This is a genomic window from Lysobacter sp. 22409, assembly GCF_052045105.1.
GTDB lineage: Bacteria > Pseudomonadota > Gammaproteobacteria > Xanthomonadales > Xanthomonadaceae > Lysobacter > Lysobacter antibioticus_B.
Genome location: NZ_JBQEOE010000002.1, coordinates 101,583 through 124,979, shown reverse-complemented (window position 1 = coordinate 124,979; position 23,397 = coordinate 101,583). Strand labels below are relative to the sequence as shown.

At 66.2% G+C, this 23,397-nt stretch carries 19 protein-coding genes and 1 tRNA gene; 19 read left to right on the top strand and 1 reads right to left on the bottom strand.

Annotation, left to right across the window (positions count from 1 at the left end):
* The first annotated feature begins 4 nt into the window (after nucleotides 1–4).
* From nuoH to ACTJJK_RS01530, 18 genes are all read left to right on the top strand, one after another.
* Nucleotides 5–1,081, top strand: a complete 1,077-nt coding sequence (gene nuoH / locus ACTJJK_RS01615; protein ID WP_031370874.1) for an NADH-quinone oxidoreductase subunit NuoH — start codon at nucleotides 5–7, stop codon at nucleotides 1,079–1,081.
* A 13-nt stretch (nucleotides 1,082–1,094) separates the two neighbouring features.
* Nucleotides 1,095–1,583: an NADH-quinone oxidoreductase subunit NuoI gene (gene nuoI / locus ACTJJK_RS01610; protein ID WP_031370873.1), complete on the top strand. Its 489-nt coding sequence runs from the start codon at nucleotides 1,095–1,097 to the stop codon at nucleotides 1,581–1,583.
* Between the two features lie 11 nt (nucleotides 1,584–1,594).
* Nucleotides 1,595–2,233 (top strand): NADH-quinone oxidoreductase subunit J, encoded by a 639-nt coding sequence (locus tag ACTJJK_RS01605; RefSeq protein WP_031370872.1) that lies wholly within the window; start codon nucleotides 1,595–1,597, stop codon nucleotides 2,231–2,233.
* On the top strand, nucleotides 2,230–2,556 hold the full coding sequence (nuoK, locus tag ACTJJK_RS01600; protein ID WP_031370871.1) for an NADH-quinone oxidoreductase subunit NuoK: 327 nt from the start codon (nucleotides 2,230–2,232) through the stop codon (nucleotides 2,554–2,556). Before ACTJJK_RS01605 ends, nuoK begins: the two co-directional genes overlap by 4 nt.
* A 6-nt stretch (nucleotides 2,557–2,562) precedes the next feature.
* The gene (nuoL, locus tag ACTJJK_RS01595; RefSeq protein WP_440729287.1) at nucleotides 2,563–4,689 is read left to right on the top strand and encodes an NADH-quinone oxidoreductase subunit L; all 2,127 of its coding nucleotides are present in this window, start codon (nucleotides 2,563–2,565) and stop codon (nucleotides 4,687–4,689) included.
* 19 nt (nucleotides 4,690–4,708) lie between these two features.
* Complete coding sequence (locus ACTJJK_RS01590) at nucleotides 4,709–6,226, top strand: NADH-quinone oxidoreductase subunit M (protein ID WP_440729286.1); 1,518 nt, start codon at nucleotides 4,709–4,711, stop codon at nucleotides 6,224–6,226.
* A gap of 158 nt (nucleotides 6,227–6,384) precedes the next feature.
* Nucleotides 6,385–7,830 carry an NADH-quinone oxidoreductase subunit NuoN gene (nuoN, locus tag ACTJJK_RS01585; RefSeq protein WP_057918241.1) on the top strand — a complete coding sequence of 482 codons (1,446 nt, stop codon included), beginning with the start codon at nucleotides 6,385–6,387 and terminating at the stop codon, nucleotides 7,828–7,830.
* Nucleotides 7,831–8,625: 795 nt separating this feature from the next.
* Nucleotides 8,626–8,702, top strand: a tRNA-Met gene (locus tag ACTJJK_RS01580).
* A 293-nt stretch (nucleotides 8,703–8,995) separates the two neighbouring features.
* The gene (gene rimP / locus ACTJJK_RS01575) at nucleotides 8,996–9,592 is read left to right on the top strand and encodes a ribosome maturation factor RimP (protein WP_031370867.1); all 597 of its coding nucleotides are present in this window, start codon (nucleotides 8,996–8,998) and stop codon (nucleotides 9,590–9,592) included.
* Between the two features lie 76 nt (nucleotides 9,593–9,668).
* The gene (gene nusA, locus ACTJJK_RS01570) at nucleotides 9,669–11,156 is read left to right on the top strand and encodes a transcription termination factor NusA (protein ID WP_031370866.1); all 1,488 of its coding nucleotides are present in this window, start codon (nucleotides 9,669–9,671) and stop codon (nucleotides 11,154–11,156) included.
* 207 nt (nucleotides 11,157–11,363) lie between these two features.
* Nucleotides 11,364–14,006: a translation initiation factor IF-2 gene (gene infB / locus ACTJJK_RS01565; RefSeq protein WP_031370865.1), complete on the top strand. Its 2,643-nt coding sequence runs from the start codon at nucleotides 11,364–11,366 to the stop codon at nucleotides 14,004–14,006.
* 109 nt (nucleotides 14,007–14,115) lie between these two features.
* A complete protein-coding gene (gene rbfA, locus ACTJJK_RS01560; RefSeq protein WP_440729285.1) occupies nucleotides 14,116–14,535 on the top strand; it encodes a 30S ribosome-binding factor RbfA in 420 nt (139 codons plus the stop codon).
* 255 nt (nucleotides 14,536–14,790) lie between these two features.
* Nucleotides 14,791–15,165, top strand: coding sequence for a GlcG/HbpS family heme-binding protein (locus tag ACTJJK_RS01555; protein ID WP_200875798.1), 375 nt, complete (start codon nucleotides 14,791–14,793; stop codon nucleotides 15,163–15,165).
* On the top strand, nucleotides 15,149–16,081 hold the full coding sequence (gene truB, locus ACTJJK_RS01550; RefSeq protein WP_031370862.1) for a tRNA pseudouridine(55) synthase TruB: 933 nt from the start codon (nucleotides 15,149–15,151) through the stop codon (nucleotides 16,079–16,081). Before ACTJJK_RS01555 ends, truB begins: the two co-directional genes overlap by 17 nt.
* A gap of 60 nt (nucleotides 16,082–16,141) precedes the next feature.
* Nucleotides 16,142–16,789, top strand: a complete 648-nt coding sequence (locus ACTJJK_RS01545; RefSeq protein ID WP_223620090.1) for a hypothetical protein — start codon at nucleotides 16,142–16,144, stop codon at nucleotides 16,787–16,789.
* 222 nt (nucleotides 16,790–17,011) lie between these two features.
* Complete coding sequence (gene rpsO, locus ACTJJK_RS01540; RefSeq protein WP_031370860.1) at nucleotides 17,012–17,272, top strand: 30S ribosomal protein S15; 261 nt, start codon at nucleotides 17,012–17,014, stop codon at nucleotides 17,270–17,272.
* A 241-nt stretch (nucleotides 17,273–17,513) separates the two neighbouring features.
* Entirely contained in the window at nucleotides 17,514–19,622 is a 2,109-nt protein-coding gene (gene pnp / locus ACTJJK_RS01535) for a polyribonucleotide nucleotidyltransferase (RefSeq protein ID WP_031370859.1), read from the top strand.
* Between the two features lie 219 nt (nucleotides 19,623–19,841).
* Entirely contained in the window at nucleotides 19,842–20,882 is a 1,041-nt protein-coding gene (locus ACTJJK_RS01530; RefSeq protein ID WP_440729284.1) for a TraB/GumN family protein, read from the top strand.
* A 130-nt stretch (nucleotides 20,883–21,012) separates the two neighbouring features.
* On the opposite strand, the gene ACTJJK_RS01525 is transcribed toward ACTJJK_RS01530, so the two are convergent.
* Complete coding sequence (locus ACTJJK_RS01525) at nucleotides 21,013–22,521, bottom strand: discoidin domain-containing protein (protein ID WP_440729283.1); 1,509 nt, start codon at nucleotides 22,519–22,521, stop codon at nucleotides 21,013–21,015.
* A gap of 401 nt (nucleotides 22,522–22,922) precedes the next feature.
* Here ACTJJK_RS01525 and ACTJJK_RS01520 point away from each other — a divergent pair, with 401 nt between their 5' ends.
* The gene (locus ACTJJK_RS01520; protein ID WP_031370856.1) at nucleotides 22,923–23,366 is read left to right on the top strand and encodes a helix-turn-helix transcriptional regulator; all 444 of its coding nucleotides are present in this window, start codon (nucleotides 22,923–22,925) and stop codon (nucleotides 23,364–23,366) included.
* Nucleotides 23,367–23,397 lie beyond the last annotated feature (31 nt).

The window sequence follows — 23,397 nt, the reverse complement described above, 5'->3', positions numbered from 1 at the left end:
TGCGATGAACACTGCCACCGCAATCGCCCAAGTGGTCGATCCCTTCCATGCATGGCTCGAGTCGTTCGGCATGGCCGGCACGGTCGCCTGGATCGTGCTCAAGATCCTGCTGATCGCGATGCCGGTGATCATCACCGTCGCCTTCTACGTGGTCTGGGAACGCAAGCTGATCGGCTGGATGCACGTGCGCCGCGGTCCGATGTACGTCGGCATGGGCATCCTCCAGGCCTTCGCCGACGTGTTCAAGCTGCTGTTCAAGGAAGTGATCCAGCCGACCAAGGCCGAGTCCTTCCTGTACAAGCTCGCGCCGCTGCTGACCCTGGCGCCGGCGTTCGCGGCCTGGGCGGTGGTGCCGTTCGACACCAAGCTGGTGCTGTCCAACGCCAATGCCGGTCTGTTGTATCTGCTGGCGATGACCTCGCTCGGCGTGTACGGCATCATCCTGGCCGGCTGGGCGTCGAACTCGAAGTACGCCTTTCTCGGCGCGATGCGCGCCGCGGCCCAGGTGGTCTCGTACGAAATCGCCATGGGCTTCGCCATGGTCGGCGTGATGGTCGGCGCCGGCAGCCTCAACCTCACCGACATCGTGATGGCGCAGTCCGGCAACGCCGGCGCGCTGGAATGGTTCGCGCTGCCGATGTTGCCGCTGTTCGTGGTCTATTTCATCTCCGGCGTGGCCGAGACCAACCGCGCGCCGTTCGACGTGGTCGAGGGCGAGTCGGAAATCGTCGCCGGTCACATGGTGGAGTATTCGGGGTCGGCGTTCGCGCTGTTCTTCCTGGCCGAATACGCCAACATGATCCTGATCAGCTTCCTGACTTCGCTGTTCTTCCTCGGCGGCTGGCTCAGCCCGTTCCAGGGCCTGGGCATTCCGCTGCTGTCGGTCGACGGCTGGTGGTGGCTGCTGGTCAAGGTGTTCTTCTTCGCCAGCTGCTTCATCTGGTTCCGCGCTTCGTTCCCGCGCTATCGCTACGACCAGATCATGCGTCTGGGCTGGAAGGTCTTCATCCCCTTGACCATCGCCTGGATCTGCGTGGTCGCGGTGATGGCGTACTACGGCGTCTTCCAGCCGGGACAGTGAGACAGGCATCCTAATGAACCGCATCGTTTCCTATTTCAAGAGCCTGCTCCTGATCGAGCTCGCGCAGGGCCTTGGGCTGACGCTCAAGTATCTGTTCAAGCCCAAGTACACGCTGATGTACCCGATGGAGAAGACCCCGCAATCGCCGCGCTTCCGCGGCGTGCACGCGCTGCGCCGTTATCCCAACGGCGAAGAGCGCTGCATCGCCTGCAAGCTGTGCGAGGCGGTGTGCCCGGCGCTGGCGATCACGATCGACTCGGAAAAGCGCGCCGACGGCACCCGCCGCACCACGCGCTACGACATCGATCTGTTCAAGTGCATCTTCTGCGGCTTCTGCGAAGAGTCCTGCCCGGTCGACTCGATCGTGGAAACCCACATCCACGAGTATCACTTCGACCAACGCGGACAGAACATCGTCAACAAGCAGCAGCTGCTGGCCATCGGCGACCGTCTCGAAACCGAGATCGCCGAACGCCGCGCTGCCGACGCCGCCTTCCGCTGAGTACACACGATATGGATCTCGCCCAGATCGCTTTCTTCGTCTTCGCCGCCGCGGCCACGCTGTCGGCGGTGGCCGTGATCAGCCTGAAAAACCCGGTCCACGCCGCGCTCAGCCTGGTGCTGACCTTCTTCTCGGTGGCCTGCGTGTGGATCATCGCCGGCGCCGAATTCCTCGGCGTGGCCCTGATCCTGGTCTACGTCGGCGCGGTGATGGTGCTGTTCCTGTTCGTGGTGATGATGCTCGATATCGACGTGGCGCCGCTGCGCGAAGGCTACGTGCGCTATCTGCCGTTCGGCCTGCTGGTCGCGGTGGTGATGCTGGTAGAGATGCTGACCCTGATCGGGGTCAAGGCCAACCTGGCCACGCCGCTGACCGCGGACGCCGCCGGCGCCTCCAACACCAAGTGGCTGGCGCATGCGCTGTTCACCGACTTCCTGCTGCCGTTCGAGATCGCCGCGGTGATCCTGACGGTGGCGGTGATCGCCGCGGTCATGCTGACCCTGCGCCGCCGCCCGGGCGCCAAGCACCAGAACCCGAGCGCCCAGGCCCGCGTCCGCGCCAGCGACCGCGTCCGCCTCATCAAGATGGATGCGGTCAAACCGGTGGTGCCGGCGCCCGCCGAACCCGCCGCGCAGGAGGCCAAGCCGTGAGCGAATTCTTTGGGTCGGGCCTCGCGCTGGGCCATTACCTCGCCCTCGGCGCGGTGCTGTTCTGCATCAGCGTCGCCGGCATCTTCCTCAACCGCAAGAACGTGATCGTGTTGCTGATGTCGATCGAGCTGATGCTGCTCGCGGTCAACATCAACTTCGTCGCGTTCTCGCGTCAGCTGGCCGATCCGGCCGGTCAGGTGTTCGTGTTCTTCATCCTGACCGTCGCCGCCGCCGAGGCCGCCATCGGCCTGGCGATCCTGGTCACGCTGTTCCGCAACCGGCGCACGATCAACGTCGCTGAAATCGACACGATGAAAGGCTGATCCGGCATGGAACCCGCAATCTCCAAGTCCATCCTGCTGGCGATCGTGCTCGCGCCGTTGCTCGGCTCGATCATCGCCGGCCTGTTCGGACGCAAGGTCGGCCGCGCCGGCTCGCACACGATCACCATCCTCGGCGTCGCCGCGAGCTGCGCGATGTCGGTGTACGTGCTCTGGCAGCTGGCCGGGCAGGGCGCCTCGCCGTTCAACGAGAACGTCTACACCTGGTTCCAGGTCGGCGGTTATGAGGCCCACGTCGGCTTCATGATCGACAAGCTGACCGCGATGATGATGGTGGTCGTCACCTTCGTCTCGCTGCTGGTCCACGTCTACACCATCGGCTACATGGCCGACGACCCGGGTTACCAGCGCTTCTTCAGCTATATCTCGCTGTTCACCTTCTCGATGCTCATGCTGGTCATGAGCAACAACTTCCTGCAGCTGTTCTTCGGCTGGGAAGCGGTGGGCCTGGTCTCCTACCTGTTGATCGGTTTCTGGTTCAAGAAGCCGACCGCGGTGTTCGCCAACATGAAGGCGTTCCTGGTCAACCGCGTCGGCGATTTCGGCTTCCTGCTCGGCATCTGCGCGGTGATGTGGGCGCTGGGCTCGCTCGACTACGGCACCGTGTTCGCCAACGCGCCGACCCTGGCCGACCGCACCATCCAGGTGTGGGGCGGCGAGCACCCGATCGTCTGGTCGCTGCCGACGGTGATCTGCATCTGTCTGTTCATCGGCGCGATGGGCAAGTCGGCGCAAGTGCCGCTGCACGTCTGGCTGCCCGACTCGATGGAAGGCCCGACCCCGATCTCGGCGCTGATCCATGCCGCGACGATGGTCACCGCCGGCATCTTCATGGTCGCGCGCATGTCGCCGCTGTTCGAGCTGTCGCAGACGGCGCTGAACTTCGTCCTCTTCATCGGCGCCACCACCGCGTTCTGGACCGGCCTGATCGGCATCGTCCAGAACGACATCAAGCGCGTGGTCGCGTACTCGACCCTGTCGCAGCTGGGCTACATGACCGTCGCGCTCGGCGTGTCGGCGTACTCGGCGGCGGTCTACCACCTGATGACCCACGCGTTCTTCAAGGCGCTGCTGTTCCTCGCCGCCGGCTCGGTCATCATCGGCATGCACCACGAGCAGGACATGCGCAAGATGGGCGGCCTGCGCAAGTACATGCCGATCACCTACTGGACCAGTCTGCTCGGCACGCTGGCCCTGGTCGGCACGCCGTTCTTCGCCGGTTTCTACTCGAAGGACACCATCATCGAGGCGGCGCACCACGCCGCGCACGGCGAGCACGCCAACTGGGTCGCCCAGTACGCCTATTGGGCGGTGCTGCTCGGTGCCTTCGTGACCGCCTTCTACAGCTTCCGCCTGCTGTACATGACCTTCCACGGCAAGGAGCGTTTCCGCGACGCGCATGCCGGGCACGGTCACGACGACCATGCGGCGCACGCCCATGACGATCATGGCCACGGCAAGCACGACGAGGCGCACGACGACCACGGTCATCATGGCCCGCACGAGCCGCACGAATCGCCGTGGGTGGTCACTGTGCCGCTGATCCTGCTGGCGATCCCGTCGGTGCTGATCGGCTTCTTCACCGCCGGCCCGATGCTGTTCGGCACCGATTGGCTGGACTACAAGGTCAAGCAGCTGCCGTTCTTCCTCGGTGCGATCGACCTGGACGCCGCCCGCGACACCATCGCGATGGTCGGCGAGGAGGCCTGGCACGGTCCGGTGGCGTTCGCGCTGCACGGCTTCCAGGCGCCGGCGTTCTGGCTCGCGTTCTCGGGCTTCGCCCTGGCCACGGTCATGTACTGGTGGAAGCCGGAGCTGCCGGCCAAGGCGCGCAAGCTGTTCGCGCTGCCGGTGCGCATCCTGGAGAACAAGTACGGCATGGACAATCTGTGGATCGACGGCTTCGCCGCCGGCGGCGTGGGCATCGGCAAGGCCTCGCGCGCGGTCGACAGCAAGCTGATCGACGGCGCCGTCGTCAACGGCGGTGCGAGCCTGGTCGGCTTCGTCGCCAACCTGACCCGCCGCGTCCAATCCGGTTATCTCTACCACTACGCCTTCGCGATGATCCTCGGCCTGATTGCATTGCTCGCCGTCGTCATCCGGTTCTGGCACTAATCCGACAAGGACACCCGACGTGAGCCCCGTGCCCTTGCTTAGCATTCTGATCTGGCTGCCGATCCTCGGCGGTTTCGCCACCCTCGCGTTCGGCAACGAGCGCGCCAACGCCGCGCGTTGGTTCGCCCTGGTGGTGGCCCTCGTCACGCTCGGCCTGAGCGTGATGATGTTCACCCATGCCGATTTCGGCAGCGCGGCGATGCAGTTGGTCGAAGACCACGCCTGGATCCCGACCTACGACATCCGCTACCACCTTGGCGCGGACGGCATCTCGGCGGCGCTGATCGCGCTGACCACGCTGACCTCGAGCCTGGTGCTGATCAGCGCATGGACCTCGATCGACAAGCGCGTCAGCCAGTATTACGCCGCCTTCCTGATCCTCGAAGGCCTGATGGTCGGCGTGTTCTCGGCCCTGGACGCGATGCTGTTCTACGTGTTCTTCGAGGGCATGCTGATCCCGATGTTCATCATCATCGGCGTCTGGGGCGGCCCGCGCCGCGTCTACGCGTCGGTGAAGTTCTTCCTGTACACCTTCCTCGGCTCGGTGTTCATGCTGGTCGGGTTGATCTACCTGTACCTGAAGGGCGGCAGCTGGCAGTTGTCGGACATGTACGCGCTGCAGCTCAACGCGACCGAGCAGATGTGGATCTTCTTCGGCTTCCTGATCGCCTTCGCGGTCAAGGTGCCGATGTTCCCGGTCCACACCTGGTTGCCGGACGCGCACGTCGAGGCGCCGACCGCCGGTTCGGTGATCCTGGCTGCGATCATGCTGAAGATCGGCGGCTACGGTTTCCTGCGTTTCGTCCTGCCGATCGTGCCGGACGCCGGCCACGAGTGGGCCTGGCTGGTGATCGCGCTGAGCCTGATCGCGATCATCTACGTCGGTATGGTCGCCCTGGTCCAGGACGACATGAAGAAACTGATCGCGTACTCGTCGGTTTCGCACATGGGCTTCGTCACCCTGGGCACGTTCATCGCCTTCGCCCTGGTCCACAACGGCGATGCGCACGGCACCGATGCCGCGCGCCTGGGCCTGCAGGGCGCGATGGTGCAGATGATCAGCCACGGCTTCGTGTCGGGCGCGATGTTCACCTGCGTCGGCGTGCTCTACGACCGCATGCACAGCCGAATGATCAAAGACTACGGCGGCGTCGCCAACGTGATGCCGTGGTTCGCCGCGTTCGTGGTGTTGTTCGCGATGGCCAACTCGGGCCTGCCGGGCACCTCGGGTTTCGTCGGCGAGTTCATGGTGATCGTGGCCAGCTTCCAGCAGCACCCGCTGATCGCGTTCGGCGCGGCCACCACCCTGATCGTCGGCGCCGGCTACACCCTGTGGCTGGTCAAGCGGGTGATCTGGGGCGACGTCGGCAACGCCCATGTCGCCGAGTTGGAAGACATCAACCCGCGCGAAGCGCTGGTGCTGGGTGTGTTCGCGGCCGGTGTGCTGGTGCTCGGCCTGTGGCCGAAGCCGCTGACCGACCTGATGGAACCCGCCATCGCGAACCTGGCCAGCCAGATCGTCGCCAGTAAGTTGTGAACCCCGCGTGGGCTCAGGCCCGCGCGGTGGAGAAGTGAGTAGAAGCGAGTAGTGAGGAACGAGTAGGAAGCGCGAACGCGGCAGCTCACTTCTCACTCCTCTGAACTCGTTCCTAGAGCAAGGCTCGCCCAGGGCCGGATCCGCCAAGAGATTCACTAATGAACATGCCTGTACGGACCATCGCCGACCTGATGCCCCTGCTGCCCGAACTGGTGGTGATCATCGGCGCGTTCGCGCTGCTGATGCTCGATCTGTTCATCGAGGAGCGCAACCGCATCGTTTCCCACGTGTTCGCGATCGTCGTGGTCGCGGTGGCGACGGCGCTGATCGCCTTCGATGTCGGCGGGCAGGGCACGGTGCTCAGCGGCATGTTCGTGCGCGACACCGCCGCCGACGGCCTCAAGCTCGGCATCGGCGTGGTCGGCATCCTGTCGATGATCTACACCTGGCCTTACCTGCGTTCGCGCGGCCTGTACAAGGGCGAAGTCGCGGTGCTGATGCTGTTCGCCATCGCCGGCATGATGCTGCTGGTCTCGGCCGGCAGCCTGGTCATGGTCTACCTCGGCCTGGAAATGCTGGCCCTGTGTTCCTACGCGCTGGTCGCGGTGGACCGCGACAGCCCGCTGGCCTCGGAAGCGGCGATCAAGTACTTCGTGCTCGGTGCGCTGGCCTCGGGCCTGCTGCTGTACGGCCTGTCGCTGATCTACGGCGCCACCGGCAGCCTGATGCTCGACCAGATCGCGATCGCGGCCCAGGTCGGTCCGTCCTCGCTGATGATGATCACCGGCGTGGTGTTCGTGGTCGCCGGCATCGCCTTCAAGTTCGGTGCGGCGCCGTTCCATATGTGGCTGCCGGACGTCTACCAGGGCGCGCCGACCCCGATCACTCTGTTCATCGGTTCGGCGCCGAAGCTGGCCGCGTTCGGCATGACCTACCGCCTGCTCGAAGTCGGTGCGGCGGGGCAGGAGGACCATTGGCGCCTGCTGCTGGCCGGCCTGGCCGTGCTGTCGCTGGCGATCGGTAACCTCAGCGCGCTGGTCCAGACCAACCTCAAGCGCCTGCTGGCGTACTCGACGGTCTCGCACGTCGGCTTCCTGTTCCTCGGCATGGCCGGCGGCGGCGCCCAGGGCTTCGCCGCGGCGATGTTCTACGCGATCAGCTATGCGTTGATGTCGGCCGCGGCCTTCGCCGCGATCATCGTCATGTCCGGCCGCGGTTTCGACGCCGACAAGATCGACGACTACAAGGGCCTCAACGCGCGCAGCCCGTGGCTGGCCGGCATGGTCCTGTGCGTGATGGCCTCGCTGGCCGGCCTGCCGCCGTTCCTCGGCTTCTGGGCCAAGCTGGCGGTGCTCAAGGCCGCGCTGCAGGGCGACATGCTGTGGCTGGCGATCGTCGGCATCGTGTTCGCGGTGATCGGCGCGTTCTACTACCTGCGCGTGATCAAGGCGATGTACTTCGACGAGCCCGACGGCAAGATGCCGGCGCCGAGCGACGACCGCCCGCTGCGCGTGGTGTTCGGGGTCAACGCGCTCGCGCTGTTGGCGCTGGGCCTGGCCTGGAACCCGATCATGGACTGGTGCATGCGCGCGTTCCCGTCCTGATCGACGGCCGCATCCGAAACCTGCGACGGTTTCGCTGACACTTTCAGCATCGGGCCGGCTTTTGCCGGCCCGATGCGTTTGTGGCGCGCGATCCTCGCGGCTGTGCGGCCGTCTCAGCGCAGCGCCGGCCGAAGCGGGTAGAGCGGGGGCGGGCTTCGTATCCGCGATTCGCCGGGGAAGGCGAGGGGGCTGTGGACGGCATCGAAAGCAGGTTTGGCCGGGCTCGTTCGGTTTTCGGCCTCTAGCGTGCGTTCGCGGCAAAGCGGCGAGGTATCGCCTTTTTTGCTGTCATCCCCGCGGAGCGGGTAAATGGATGCGCTCGCGAGCCATAGGCTCGCGCATCCATGAACGCCAGGGCGCCATGCGCTCCGGCCGGGCCGCAGAGACTTCAGAGTCATGTTGCGATAAAGCCCCGGATATTCGGCTACGCCGGAATAAGGCGGAGCTCGCTTTCGACGGAATGACGGGCCGGGCGAACTCGAAGAGCACGGTGGGGCTTCGCCGTAGGCGCCACTGGACACCCGTTGCGAGGCCGCCGAACGCGCCGGACAACCAGGCCCAGCATGGCCTGGCGTTGAAATCTGCGACAGGTTTTTCTGCCGGCCCGGACCGATTGCAACGCTCATCGCAAAAAAGACTTGAAAATATTTGAATGCGCATTAAGATTGCGGCCTGCACCAACGCCGCGAATTCCCAAGGGAATCCACCGGTTCGATGCAGCGGTAAGCGGCAATCATGAAGATCTGATTGCAGGCTTGCAGAAAGTAACGCCGGCCGTTATGATGGTCGGCCTGATGCGGGGTGGAGCAGTCTGGCAGCTCGTCGGGCTCATAACCCGAAGGTCGCAGGTTCAAATCCTGCCCCCGCTACCAGCTTCGGCTGGCGAATCGAAAGCCTCTCTAGAGGCTTTCTTTTTTGGCCGCGAAGCTCGGGCTTTGTGATCGCGCTCTGCTCGCGCGAACACACCGAAATCCAGTTGTACGGACAAGGGGCCCGATGGGCCCCTTGTTGTTTTTGGGTTTCCGGAAGCTTCGTTTCGAATGGCGTCCCGCGTTCATGCGCTTGCGGACCGCGAAACGGATGGCAGCGGAAACATGACGTATCGAACATTGGTTACACCAGGATTGGTTACACCAGTCGCAACCCCGAGTCAGGAGTCAGGCGCGTGACGGACAAGGCAACGCAAATCGCTGCATTGCTCGCCCCGACGGTAGAGTCGTTGGGCGTGGAACTGCTCGGCGTGGAATATCTGCCGGCCGCCGGCAATGCAGTGCTGCGTATTTATATCGATGTGCCCGCCGATGAAGCGGCCGCCGGTGCCGATGGCGCCGAGCCGCGTTCGGTGTCGATCGAGGACTGCGAGGCGGTAAGCCGCGAAGTGTCGGCGCAGCTCGACGTCGAGGACCCGATCAGCAGCAATTACACCCTCGAAGTGTCGTCGCCGGGCATCGACCGCCCGCTGTTTACGCTCGAGCATTACCGCCGCCTGGTCGGCGAAACGGTCAAGGTCGCGCTCAAGCTGCCGCACGAAGGCCGCCGTCGCCTGCAGGGCCGGATCGTCGCCATCGAAGGCGAGCAGGTCGTGTTCACGGTCGAGGCCGCGACGTTCACCGTGCCGTTCTCGAACATCGACAAGGGCCGTCTGGTGCCCGACTGGGCCGCGCTCGGCCTGGCCCCGAGCAAGGGCGAGCCGCAGGGCGCGCCGGCCAAGGGCCGACCCAAGAACAAGTCCTCGAAGGCCAAGCCTTCGAAGAAGAAGTGATCACAACGATTCAGATTCAGCCAATTACCAATCCCAATAGCCGGCGGCTGCGAGCCGACCCGTGCGGAGTGACGAAATGAGCAAGGAACTGTTGCTGGTAGTGGACGCGGTAGCCAACGAAAAGGGCGTGCCGCGCGAAGTGATCTTCGAGGCCATCGAGGCCGCGCTGGCTTCGGCCGCGAAGAAGCGCTACCACGATGAGGACGTGCTGGTCCGCGTCAGCATCGACCAGAAGGACGGCAGCTACGAGACCTTCCGCCGCATGGAAGTGGTCGCCGACGACGTGGTCATGGAGTCCCCGGACCGCCAGATCCGCCTGATGGACGCGATCGACGAAGTCGAAGGCGTCGAGGTCGGCGACTACATCGAAGAACAGATCGAAAACCCGGATTTCGGCCGCATCGCCGCCCAGGCCGCCAAGCAAGTCATCGTCCAGCGCGTGCGCGAGGCCGAGCGCGCCCAGGTCGTGGACCAGTGGAAGGACCGCGTCGGCGAGCTGGTCACCGGCATCGTCAAGCGCGTGGAGCGCGGCAACATCTACGTCGACCTGGGCGGCAACGCCGAGGCGATCATCCCGAAGGACAAGGGCATTCCGCGCGACGTACTGCGCGCCGGCGACCGCGTGCGCGGTTTCCTGTTCGACGTGCGCACCGAGCCGCGCGGCCCGCAGCTGTTCATCAGCCGCGCCGCCCCCGAATTCATGATGGAGCTGTTCAAGCTCGAAGTGCCGGAAGTTGGCCAGGGCCTGGTCTCGATCAAGGCCTGCGCACGCGATCCGGGCGACCGCGCCAAGATCGCCGTGCTCGCCCACGACAACCGCACCGATCCGATCGGCGCCTGCATCGGCATGCGCGGTTCGCGCGTGCAGGCGGTGTCCAACGAGCTCAACGGCGAGCGCGTCGACATCGTGCTGTGGTCGGACAACCCGGCCCAGTTCGTCATCAACGCGATGGCGCCGGCGGAAGTGCAGTCGATCATCGTCGACGAAGAAAAGCATTCGATGGACCTGGCCGTGGCCGAAGACCGCCTGGCCCAGGCGATCGGCAAGGGCGGCCAGAACGTGCGCCTCGCCAGCCGCCTGTCGGGCTGGCAGCTCAACGTCATGACCCAGGACCAGGTCACGGCGAAGTCCGAGGCCGAGCAGTCCTCGGCCCGCCAGCTGTTCCAGGACAAGCTCGAGGTCGACGAGGAAATCGCCGGCATCCTGGTCTCGGAAGGCTTCAGCACGGTCGAGGAAATCGCCTATGTGCCGGTCGGCGAGCTGCTGGCGGTGGAGGGCTTCGACGAGGACATCGTCGAGGAACTGCGCGCCCGCGCCCGCGACGCCCTGCTCAACGAGGCGCTGGCCGCCGAGGAAGAGCTCGACGAGCACCAGCCGGCCGCCGATCTGCTGTCGCTGGAAGGCATGGACGAGTCGCTGGCCTTCACGCTCGCCTCGCGCGGGGTGGTCACGCGCGACGACCTGGCCGACCTGGCGACCGACGAGTTGACCGATATCGAAGGCGTCGACGAGGAACGTGCCGCCGCCCTGATCATGGAAGCGCGCAAGCACTGGTTCGAATGAGGTGACACACGTCGCAAGAGGCTCAAAGAGCGTCTTGCGGCACACCGAGACCGGCCTGGCCGGCCTCGGATTCGCAGGATCGGGCATCGGCCCGGTCCGCGGGCAGGCCAAAAAGGTCTGTGCGAGCCGGTCGTGCGGCGCGCGCGGAGCTAGAATGGCGCCATCACGCGCGGGACTCGTCCCGCGCCACGAGGACACGGAAACCGAATGTCGCAGCAAACCACCATCCGCAAGCTGGCCGAACTGGTGAACACGCCGGTCGAGAAGTTGCTGGAACAGCTGGCCGAGGCCGGCATGAAGTTCAGCGGCCCCGACCAGGTCGTGACCAGCATCGAGAAAGTCAAGCTGCTCGGCTTCCTCAAGCGCGCTCACGGCAAGGTCGACAAGCCGGCCGAGACCGACGAGGCGGCGAAGAAGATCACGCTCAATCGCAGCCGCAAGCAGGAAATCACCGTCGGTGGCGGCAAGAACCGCACCACCGTCGACGTGGTCGTGCGCAAGAAGGTGACGCTGGTGAAGCCGAACGAATCCGGCCAATCCATCTCGCCGGACGACGAACGCGCCGAGATCCTGCGCAAGCTCGAAGAGTCCAAGCAGCGCAACCTCGCCGAACAGCAGCGCCTGGCCGCCGACGACCAGCGTCGCGCCGACGCGGCCGATGCGGTGCGTCGCGCCGCCGAGGAAGCTGCGCGCGCCAAGGCCGAGCAGGCCGAGGAAGAGCAGAAGACCAAGCTCGCCGACGCCAGCGTCGTCGTCGCGGCCGCCGAGGCCGCTGCAGAGACGACCACGGCCGTACGCAAGCCGCCGACGACCCACGGTCACGGCCATCCGAAGCCGGCCGCGCCGGCTCCGGCCCGGGTCGACCACAACGCGCCGCGCCACAAGACCCGCGGCTCGCACGCGATGGTCGCCGGCGTCGAGGACGACGATGCGGCCAACCGCTTCGCCGGCCAGCTGCATCTGAGCGCCTCCGACCGCGCCCGTCGCACCAGCAGCTCGCGCGGCAAGTCGCGGCCGCAGCCGCGTCGCCAGTCCGAGCAGTCGCGCTCCGGCGGCGGCCAGCACGGCTTCTCGCGTCCGACCGCACCGATCGTGCGCGAAGTCGCGATCGGCGAGACCATCACGGTCGCCGACCTGGCCCAGAAGCTCGCCCTCAAGGGCGGCGACGTGGTCAAGGCGCTGTTCAAGATGGGCGTCATGGCGACCATCAACCAGAGCATCGACCACGACACCGCCGCGCTGGTGACCGAAGAACTCGGCCACACCGTCGTGCGCACCAACGCCAATGCCGCCGAGGACGCGCTGATCGCGCACGCCGAGGAAGTGCAGGGCGACAAGGTCGCGCGTCCGCCGGTGGTGACCATCATGGGTCACGTCGACCACGGCAAGACCTCGCTGCTCGACTACATCCGTCGTACCAAGGTCGCCTCGGGCGAAGCCGGCGGAATCACCCAGCACATCGGCGCGTACCACGTCGAAACCGCGCGCGGCGTGATCAGCTTCCTGGACACTCCGGGCCATTCCGCCTTCACCTCGATGCGCGCGCGCGGCGCCAAGCTGACCGACATCGTCGTGCTGGTGGTCGCCGCCGACGACGGCGTCATGCCGCAGACCAAGGAAGCCGTGCAGCACGCCAAGGCGGCCGGCGTGCCGCTGATCGTGGCGATCAACAAGATCGACAAGTCCGGCGCCGATCCGCTGCGGGTCAAGAACGAGCTGCTCGCCGAGGGCATCGTCGCCGAAGATTTCGGCGGCGAGACCCAGATGGTGGAGCTGTCGGCCAAGACCGGCGACGGCGTCGACGATCTGCTCGACGCGATCTCGCTGCAGGCCGAAGTGCTGGAACTGCGTGCGGTGCCGATCGGCCGCGCCACCGGTACGGTCATCGAATCCGCGCTCGACAAGGGCCGCGGCCCGGTCGCGACCGTGCTGGTCCAGCAGGGCCAGCTCAAGAAGGGCGATTACCTCGTCTGCGGCGTGCAGTACGGCCGCGTGCGTGCGCTGTTCGACGAAACCGGTTCGCAGGTGCAGGAAGCGGGTCCGTCGATCCCGGTGCAGGTGCTCGGCTTGTCGGGCGTGCCCGATGCCGGCGACGACTTCGTGGTCGTCGAGGACGAGCGTCTGGCCAAGGACGTCGCCCAGCAGCGCGACGCCAAGCGCCGCGAATCGCGCCTGGTCGCCGCTGCCGGCAACCGCATGGAAGACATCATGGCCCAGATGGGCAAGGGCGAGGGCCAGCTGAGCCTCAACCTGGTCATCAAGGCCGACGTGCAGGGTTCGGTCGAGGCGCTGCGCCAGTCCTTGATGGCGCTGTCGAACGACCAGATCCGCATCAACGTGATCAGCTCCGGCGTCGGCGGCATCACCGAGTCCGACGCGAACGCGGCGGCCACGGCCAAGGCCACGGTGATCGGCTTCAACGTCCGCGCCGACGCCTCCGCGCGCCGCATCATCGAAGGCAACGGCGTCGACCTGCGTTACTTCTCGATCATCTATGACGTGATCGACCAGGTGAAGCAGGTGGCTTCGGGCATCCTCGGCGTCGAGATCCGCGAAGAAATCATCGGCATCGCCGAAGTGCGCGACGTGTTCCGCAGCTCCAAGTTCGGCGCGGTCGCCGGTTGCATGGTGGTCGAAGGCGTGGTCAAGCGCAGCAAGCCGATCCGCGTCCTGCGCGACAACGCCGTGGTCTTCGAGGGCGAGTTGGAATCGCTGCGCCGCTTCAAGGAAAACGTCGACGAAGTGCGCAACGGCACCGAATGCGGTATCGGCGTGAAGGCCTACAACGACGTCAAGCCGGGCGACCAGATCGAGTGCTTCGAGCGCATCGAAGTGCAGCGGACGCTGTAAGACAGGGAATCGGGAATCGGGAGTCGGGAATCGCAAGGCGGTTATCGGCAACCGGTTCCCCCTTCCGCTCTACCGATTCTCTTTCCCGTTTCTCGTTTCCCGGATCCACATGCCCAGCAGCAAATCGTTCCATCGCACCGACCGCGTTTCCGCCCAGCTCCGCCGCGAGCTCGGGACGCTGGTGCATGAGGCTGTGCGCGAGCACAACCTGCCGTCGGTAAGCGTTTCCGACGTCGAGGTCTCGCGCGACCTGGCCCATGCCAAGGTGTTCGTGACCGCGCTGCAGGCCGAGCGTTCCAAGGAGGCCGTCAAGGCGCTCAAGGAACTCTCGCGCGAGCTGCGTTACCAGCTGGGCCGGGCGATGAAGCTGCGTCACGTACCCGAACTGCATTTCCATTACGACGATTCGGTCGATCGCGGCGAGCGCATCGGCATCCTGTTGCGCGATCTGCCGCCGCTGGAAACCGACGCTGAAGCCGACGACGATCAGGCCGCCGGCCAAAGCGACGGCGACGCCAAGCCGGAGTAAGCGCAGGCAGGCGCTGGCGCCCGGTCCGTCGGTCGGTACCGGCGCGAAGCCGCCAAGTCCGGCGCAGTCGTTCGCGATCCGCGAGGACTCGATCGTGGCTCTGTCCGATCCACGCGCGCGGCGCGTCTCGCAGCACCCCGATCGCCTTCGCGCGGCGTTCTTTCCCTTCTTTCTTGCCCGAGCAGGAGCCCTCGCATGTCGCAGCCACCGCCGCGTTACGGCGCGCCGATTTCGTTAGCGGCCGCCGGCCGGGTCATGCGCGCCGCGCAGGCCGAGGCCGAACGCCTGCAATGGCCGATGGTGATCGCCATCGTCGACAGCGGCGGCCATCTGGTGATGTTGCACAAGCTCGATCAGGCGCAATATGGCAGCATTCCCGTGGCCCAGGCCAAGGCCGAGACGGCGGTCAAGTTCCGCCGTCCGACCAAGGCGTTCGAAGACGCGGTCGCTGCCGGCGGGTTGGGGCTGCGACTGCTCGGAATCGATGGTCTGTTGCCGTTGGATGGCGGGCTGCCCCTGATCGTGGGCGGCGAGTTGATCGGTGCGATCGGCGTGTCCGGGATGCAGGCGGTTCAGGACGCGCAAATCGCGCAGGCAGGGGCGGACGGCTTGCTTGAACACGACGCGTAAACGCAATTGGCGCAACGTCGACGGCTTGCTGCTGCTCGACAAGCCCCCCGGCATCAGCTCCAACCAGGCGCTGCAGCAGGCACGTCATCTGTTTCGTGCGGAGAAGGGCGGCCACACCGGCAGCCTCGACCCGCTCGCGACCGGCCTGCTGCCGCTGTGCTTCGGCGAAGCGACCAAGATCGCCGGGCTGCTGCTCGGCGCGCGCAAGGCCTACAGCGCGACCGCGGTGCTCGGCCTGACCACCGACAGCGACGACGCCGACGGCGCGCCCCTGCTCGAACGTCCGGTGCCCGAATTCGACGACGCGGCGATCGAAGCCGCCTTGGCGCCCTTGCGCGGCCCGATCCGCCAGCGCGCGCCGATCTATTCCGCGCTCAAGCAGGGCGGCGAACCGCTGTATGCGAAGGCCCGCCGCGGCGAAGTCATCGAAGCGCCCGAGCGCGACGTCGTCGTTCATTCCCTGAGCGTGACCGGCCGCGACGGCCCGCGCCTGGAACTGCACATCGAATGCGGCTCCGGCACCTATGTGCGCAGCCTGGTCCGCGACCTCGGCGAGGCGCTCGGTTGCGGCGCGCACGTGGCGACCTTGCGCCGGCTCTGGGTCGAACCGTTCATGCAGCCGCGGATGATCACTCTGGATGCATTGCGCGAACTGGCCGAGCAGGGCAGCGACCCCGCCCTCGACGCCTGCCTGCTGCCGATCGAGGCCGGGTTGAGCGGTTTCGGCCGGGTCAGCCTGGATGCCACGGCCGCCGAGCGCCTCGGCCATGGTCAGGCGGTCAGCTGCGAGCCCGGCGAACCGGGCCTGGTGGCGGTGTTCGGCGAAGCGGGGCGCTGCCTGGGCCTCGGTTTACGCCAGGCCGAAGGGCGGCTGCAGCCGCAGCGCCTGTTCCGTTGGGCGGCGCAAGGCGGCTGAGCGGCTGCCGCGAGGCGGCAGCAACCACAGAACCGAATCGCAACGGGCAGGGGGGCCGCAATGAAATCCATCGTTTGTGCGGCGCTGGCCGGTTTGCTGGCGATCGCTGCTCCGGTATTCGCCGATGAGCCCGAATGGCTGCAGCGGCTCGATCGAAGCCGCCCGGAAACGGTCGCCGAGCAGGCGCGCGGCTGCGCAGTCTCCAATGACGGGTTGTGTGCAGCCTATCTCGCCGATCCAGCGGTGCTCAGGGACATTCGCGAGGTGTTCACCGAGGTTTTCGAGCAGGTCGAGCCCGAGTTCATTCCCTTGGAATTCCTGGAGGTGCTGGGCGGCAAGACGCCAGCGGAACTGAAAGCGCTGGACGATGCCCAGTTCTTCGCGACCTTCCTGGCAGGCCTCACCCGGCAGCCTGGGGTGCAGCGAGTGAAGAGTCTGACTCTCATCGGCGGGCTCTACGAAGGGGCCGACCTGTATCACGCGGTGGGACGGGCGACCTATGACGCAAGCGGCGGGGCCGGTCCGGCCTGGGAGATGCGGATCATCAGTCTGAGCAAGGTCGACGGGCGCTGGCGGCTGCAGCCGCCCAAGGATTTCCAGCAAATACGCCATTTGTTGAAGCGACTGCGTTCGCGGCCAGGCAGTCCCTGGGCGCCGGAAGCGGCCGGGCAGGCGGCGGGAGAGGCCGAGCCGGCGACCAGTAACTGAACGGGTGTCGCAGCTGTCCGGGCGGGCACCGCCCAGTGACCCACGGGTCGCATTCGCCGCCGCGGGCTGGTACAATCCCGCCGCTTTTCAAGCACTTCCAAACGGGACCTGCTTGGACGGCAATCCTCACTAAAGCAAGCGGCGGGCCAGGCGGTGCGTCGGGGCGATTTTGTCGCGACCGATTCGCTTCTGCGGGCCCCGCATCTACAGAGAACATAAGTCATGTCGATCGACACCAGCAAGATTATTGAAGACAACAAGCGCGGCGCCGCCGACACCGGTTCGCCGGAAGTCCAGGTCGCCCTGCTCACCGCTCGCATCGAGTTGCTCACCGGCCACTTCAAGCAGCACAAACAGGATCACCACAGCCGCCGCGGCCTGCTGATGATGGTCAACCGTCGTCGCAGCCTGCTTGATTACCTCAAGCGCAAAGACGGCGATCGCTACAAGGCTCTGATCGAAAAGCTCGGTCTGCGCCGCTAACCGGACACCCAACCGCGGCGCAGCGATGCGCCGCGGTTTGTTTTGGCGGGCATGAAAACCCGCGTGGCGCTGCAGGACGCAACGCCGCCTGCGCTTGATGAGCGCATGGCTTCGACCTGGCGAAACCGGGTCACGTGCAACGCGGCCGGTCGGACCGGCGCAACGCACACCCACCTATTGGNCCGACCGGAGCGGGGCAAGGGCCCCGACCGGAACGCATAGATACCGAAGGAACCCACCCGTGGCAAAAATTACCAAGACCTTCCAATACGGCAACCATCAGGTGACCCTGGAGACCGGCGAAATCGCCCGTCAGGCCGGCGGCGCCGTCATCGTGAAGATGGAGGACACCGTGTTGCTGGTGACGGCCGTCGCCGCCAAGAGCGCGCGCGAAGGCCAGGACTTCTTCCCGCTCACCGTGGATTACCAGGAGAAGTTCTACGCCGGCGGTCGCATCCCGGGCGGCTTCTTCAAGCGCGAAGGCCGTGCGACCGAGAAGGAAACGCTGATCTCGCGCCTGATCGACCGTCCGATCCGTCCGCTGTTCCCGGAGGACTATCGTAACGAAGTCCAGATCATCGCCACGGTCATGTCGATGAATCCGGAAATCGACGGCGACATCCCGGCCCTGATCGGTGCCTCGGCCGCGCTCGCGCTGGCCGGCACCCCGTTCCAGGGCCCGATCGGCGCGGCCAAGGTCGGTTACAAGAACGGCCAGTACCTGCTCAATCCGACCGCCGCCGAGCTGGCCGAATCCGAGCTCGAGCTCGTCGTCGCCGGCACCTCGAACGCGGTGCTGATGGTCGAATCCGAAGCCAAGATGCTGTCCGAGGACGTCATGCTCGGCGCGGTGATGTTCGGCCATCGCGAAATGCAGAAGGTCATCAACATCATCAACGAGCTCGTCGTCGAAGCCGGCACCAAGCCGTCGACGTGGGAAGCTCCGGTCAAGAACGAGGCGCTGATCGCCGCGCTGAAGGAAGCCGTCGGCGGCCAGCTCGCCTCCGCTTTCCAAGTGCGCGACAAGCTGCAGCGCCGCGACGCCATCGGCGCGATCAAGAAGGACGTGCTGCAGAGCCTCGCCGGCCGCGCCGAAGCCGACGGCTGGAGCACCTCGGAGCTGTCGAAGGAATTCGGCGAGCTCGAGTACCAGACCATGCGTAACTCGGTGCTCGACACCAAGGTCCGCATCGACGGCCGCGCCCTCGACACCGTGCGTCCGATCGCTTCGCGCGTCGGCGTGCTGCCGCGTACCCACGGCTCCTCGCTGTTCACCCGCGGCGAAACCCAGGCCATCGTGGTCGCCACCCTCGGCACCGCGCGCGACGGCCAGATCATCGACGCCGTCTCGGGCGAGTACAAGGAACACTTCCTGTTCCATTACAACTTCCCGCCTTACTCGGTCGGCGAAGCCGGCCGCATGATGGGCCCGAAGCGTCGCGAAATCGGCCACGGCCGCCTCGCCAAGCGCGGCGTGCTCGCCGTGATGCCGACGATGGAAGAATTCCCGTACACCATCCGCATCGTCTCGGAAATCACCGAGTCGAACGGTTCGTCCTCGATGGCTTCGGTCTGCGGCAGCTCGCTGGCGCTGATGGACGCCGGCGTGCCGATCAAGGCGCCGGTCGCCGGCATCGCGATGGGCCTGGTCAAGGAAGGCGACAACTTCGTCGTCCTGTCGGACATCCTGGGCGATGAAGATCACCTCGGCGACATGGACTTCAAGGTGGCCGGCACCTCCGAGGGCATCTCGGCGCTGCAGATGGACATCAAGATCCAGGGCATCACCGAAGAGATCATGAAGGTCGCGCTGGGCCAGGCGAAGGCCGGCCGTCTGCACATCCTCGGCGAGATGGCTCACGCCCTCACCGAATCGCGCACCGAGCTGTCCGAGTACGCGCCGCGTCTGCTGACCATGAAGATCCACCCGGACAAGATCCGCGAAGTGATCGGCAAGGGCGGCTCGACCATCCAGGCGATCACCAAGGAAACCGGCACCCAGATCGACATCCAGGACGACGGCACCATCGTCATCGCTTCGGTCAACGCCGCCGCCGCTCAGGCCGCGAAGGCGCGCATCGACCAGATCGTGTCCGACGTCGAGCCGGGCCGCATCTACGAAGGCAAGGTCGCCAAGATCATGGACTTCGGCGCCTTCGTGACGATCCTGCCGGGCAAGGACGGTCTGGTCCACGTCTCGCAGATCTCCAACGAGCGCGTCGAGAAGGTCAGCGACAAGCTCAAGGAAGGCGACGTGGTCAAGGTCAAGGTGCTGGAAGTCGACAAGCAGGGCCGTATCCGCCTGTCGATGAAGGCCGTCGAAGAAGGCGAGGGCGTCGTCGCCGAGTAATCGGCACGCGCAACGTCGGATTCGAGAAAAGCGGGCTTCGGCCCGCTTTTCTTTTGTGCGCCGTTTAGCTTCGCGCCTGCGGCGGAAGCAGCCGGCGACATACCGGCAGGCATTGCCTGGGACAGTCGCGGCGGATCGACTTGCGCCGGGCTCGCGGATGGGCTTCCATCGTGGCCGAACCCTGCCTCGACTGCGGTTCGACCAAAGGAGAACGCCGAGATGCGAAGGAAGCTGCTGTTAGGTCTGGCGACCGCGATGCTGGCCGCGCCCGCGGCGGCGCAGCCGTCGTCAACGCAAGGCGGTGCACCGTCCTCTGTCGCGGCCGTGGCGGCCGTGGCGCCGCCGCCCATCGTCGACATGGACGTGGTGGTGGTTTCCGGCGTGCAGCCGGGGCCCGGCCTGTGGAAATTCCACAAGGGCGATCGCGTGTTGTGGATCCTGGGAACGCTGTCGCCGCTGCCCAAGGACATCACCTGGCTGTCGCGCGACATGGATGCCGCGATCGCACAATCGCAGCTCGCATTGCAGCCGCCGCGCCTGTCGGTCAGCGCCGATATCGGCCTGTTCGGGCGCCTGTCGTTGTTGCCTTCGATGCTGAAACTGCGCAAGAACCCCGGCGGCGCGAAACTGCAGGACGTGCTGCCGGCGGACTTGTATGCGCGTTGGCAGGTGTTGAAGCTCAAATACATCGGCCGCGACAACAGCGTCGAGAACTGGCGGCCGCTGTTCGCGGCGAGCGAGCTGTATCGTGCGGCGCTGAAGAAAAGCGGTCTCGACGAAACCGGCATCGTCGGGCCGGCGATCCGCAAGGCGGTCGAGGCGGCCGGGATCGAAACGCGCTCCACCAGCCTGCCGCTCAAGGTCGAGGATCCGAAACAGACCCTCAAGGCCTTCAATGCGACCACGCTCGACGACGTGGCCTGCTTCCGCAAGACGCTGGACCGGCTCGAAACCGACCTGGCGATCATGACTACGCGCGCCAATGCCTGGGCCACCGGCGACATCGACGCGCTGCGTGCCTTGCCTTACGAAGATCAGCACGAGGCTTGTCTGAACGCACTGACCGGCTCGGGCTTCTCGCAGAAGCTCGGTATGGACGATGTCCAGGCGCAGATGGCCGAGCACTGGTATCACGCCGTCGACGGCGCGCTGAAGGAACAGCGGGTGGTCTTCACCGTCCTGCCGATATCGCAGTTGCTCAAGGCCGACGGCGTCGTCGCCAAGCTGCAGGCCAAGGGCTTTGAGGTCGAGGCGCCGTAACCGGCCGCAAACGGTCCATTCCGGCGCCGGGACGCGCCTGTCCGCTGCGCCGATGCCGCGGCCCACCAAGGCGATTTCATCGACCCAGGAGGACGCCGGCCGTCGCGAGCGGCCGGCGTCCTGCGCGCGATCAGTGTTCGAGCACGCTCACGCTGGTCACGTATTGCGAGTCGGCGGTCCACGGCGAGGGATTGCCGACGCCGAGACCGACCTGCAGGGTCTTGCCGGCGATGTTGCCGAGGTCGAAATAACGCATCGGCACCAGTGCGCCCGGGCACCAACTGCGCGGGTTGGTGGTGTTGTTGTTGCGGAAGATGCCCGGGTTGCCGCGCGGGCTGAACTGCTCGTAGCTCGCGCAATCGATCTTGGTGCTGAAGGTCGCGATCTGCGTGCCGTTGAGCTTCACCGCGATGTTGGTGTTGGTGTATTCCTGGCCGCCGCTGGAAGCGCCGTAGCCGGCGATGCTGACCGCGAGGGTGGCGATGCCCAGGTTGGCGGTGTGCGAGACGGTGGCGGTGGCGATGCTGTCGTCCTTTTCCGACGAGCGCGACAGCAGGCCGATCACGTCGGGGTCGCTGCCGGGCGTGAGCGCCTGGGTGGAGACCAACGCCAGCGAGTACTTGAAGCCGACTTCGGCGATCGCCGGGTCGGTCACGCCGTGTTGTTCGCAGGCATCGCCGCCGTATTGCGGATTGGCGCCGCCGCTGATGCCGACCCAGATGTCGCGGTCGGGGTTGGCCAGCGCCGCGGCATAGGGGTTCATCGGCGCATCCGGATACACCCGGGTCGCTTTCGCGCCCTGCCACATGTCGCTGAACGGCGAAATGAAATCGGTGAAGGTCACCCGCGGCGTGTCGACGGTGGGCGCAATGCCCTTCGGCGTACTGATGAAGAAGGCCGAGGCGAAGCGATCGTAGGGGTCGCACTGGGCGTGATAGACGATGCGCAGGGCGACGTCGTCGCCGATCTTGGCCTTCTCGGCGTCGCTGAGCTTGCGCGCGTACTCGGTGCCGCGCTTCCACATCAGTACGCCCGCGGGCGGCGTGTAGGTGGTCGGCTCGGTGCTGCGATAGATGCCGAACTGCGGCACCTGGTCGAGCACCTGCACCAGCTTCTCGGCGGCCGGCGGCGCGTCGTGGACCTCGAACTCGTAGATGCGCGCGGCGCTGTCGCTGCCCTGGGTCGGCGTGGCGATGTTGAGGCGGACGTAACGCGCGCTGGTCGCCGCGATCGGGTGCGTGCTGACGTTGGCGCTGTTGTTGCTCACGCTGACCGCGGTGCTCCAGGCGTTGCCGTTGGCCGAGGTCTGGATGTTGAAGCTCTTGCTGTTGAACGACGCCGGTTCGCCGCCGGCGCCGGCATGCTTGATCACGAAACTCGATATCGAACGGCTGGCGCCGAGATCGACTTGCAACCAACGGCTGCTGGCCGCGGAGCAGAACTTGTCGCTGTTGCCGCCGCCGGTGCTGCCGTTGAAAGCCTTCGCCGGCGCTTCGTTGGCGTTGCAGGCGGTCGAACCGGTGGCGGGTTTGTTCAAGGCGAGGTTGGCGGCCGAGGCCGTGCCGGCGAAGCCCAGGCACAGCAGCAGGCCCGCGAACTGCGAGCTGGTCAACTGCAGGCTGGTGAACGTCAGGCTCATGAGCCTCGGGCCTGCGTGCAGGCCCGGTCGGGGTGAAGCGCTCTGTCTCGATGGCATGAGGATGTCCTTGTCGGTGCGAAGGCGGCCGGCTCGACGATCGTTGCCGCGAAGGGGCTGCGGCAGGGGACGACTGGAACTGGCCAGGAACGGCGGGGCGCCGCCGCGACGGGGACCGACCGGAACGGTTTAGATCGATCCAATCGCGAGATTAGTGGAACCCGGCAGCGCACAACCCAGGCCTGCGCCCGCGCGGAGGGCGATTTAAGAGCAGCCGTCCGCAGTTTCGGATCGCGCTTCGATGGAGCGCGGGCGCAACCAGCGTCGCCGATGCTTGGACGAGGCCGATCGCACCAGGCCGATCGCGCTAGGCGGCTCGCGCCGGGCATGGCAGGATCGCGCCGATGAGTAACAGCCCCGATGCCACGACTTACCTGCGCGACCTCGCGCGCCTGCGCCGCGTGCGCGACCGCATCGACCGCGAGTACGCGCAGCCGCTCGACGTCGAGGCGCTCGCCCAGGGCGTGGGCATGTCGGCCGGGCATCTGAGCCGGCAGTTCCGCGCCGCTTACGGCGAGTCGCCGTATTCGTATCTGATGACTCGGCGCATCGAGCGCGCGATGGCCTTGCTGCGCCGCGGCGACCTCAGCGTCACCGAGATCTGCTTCGAGGTCGGCTGCTCATCGTTGGGCACCTTCAGCACGCGGTTCGCCGAACTGGTCGGCGTGCCGCCGAGCGTCTATCGGCGCGAGGCCGCACAGGCGGGCGACGGGCTGCCGGCGTGCGTGGAGAAGCAGGTGACGCGGCCGGTCCGGCAACGCGAAACCCCGGAGACGGGCAGTGCCTGAGGTCGTGGGCGCTTGGTTCCCGATGGATCGT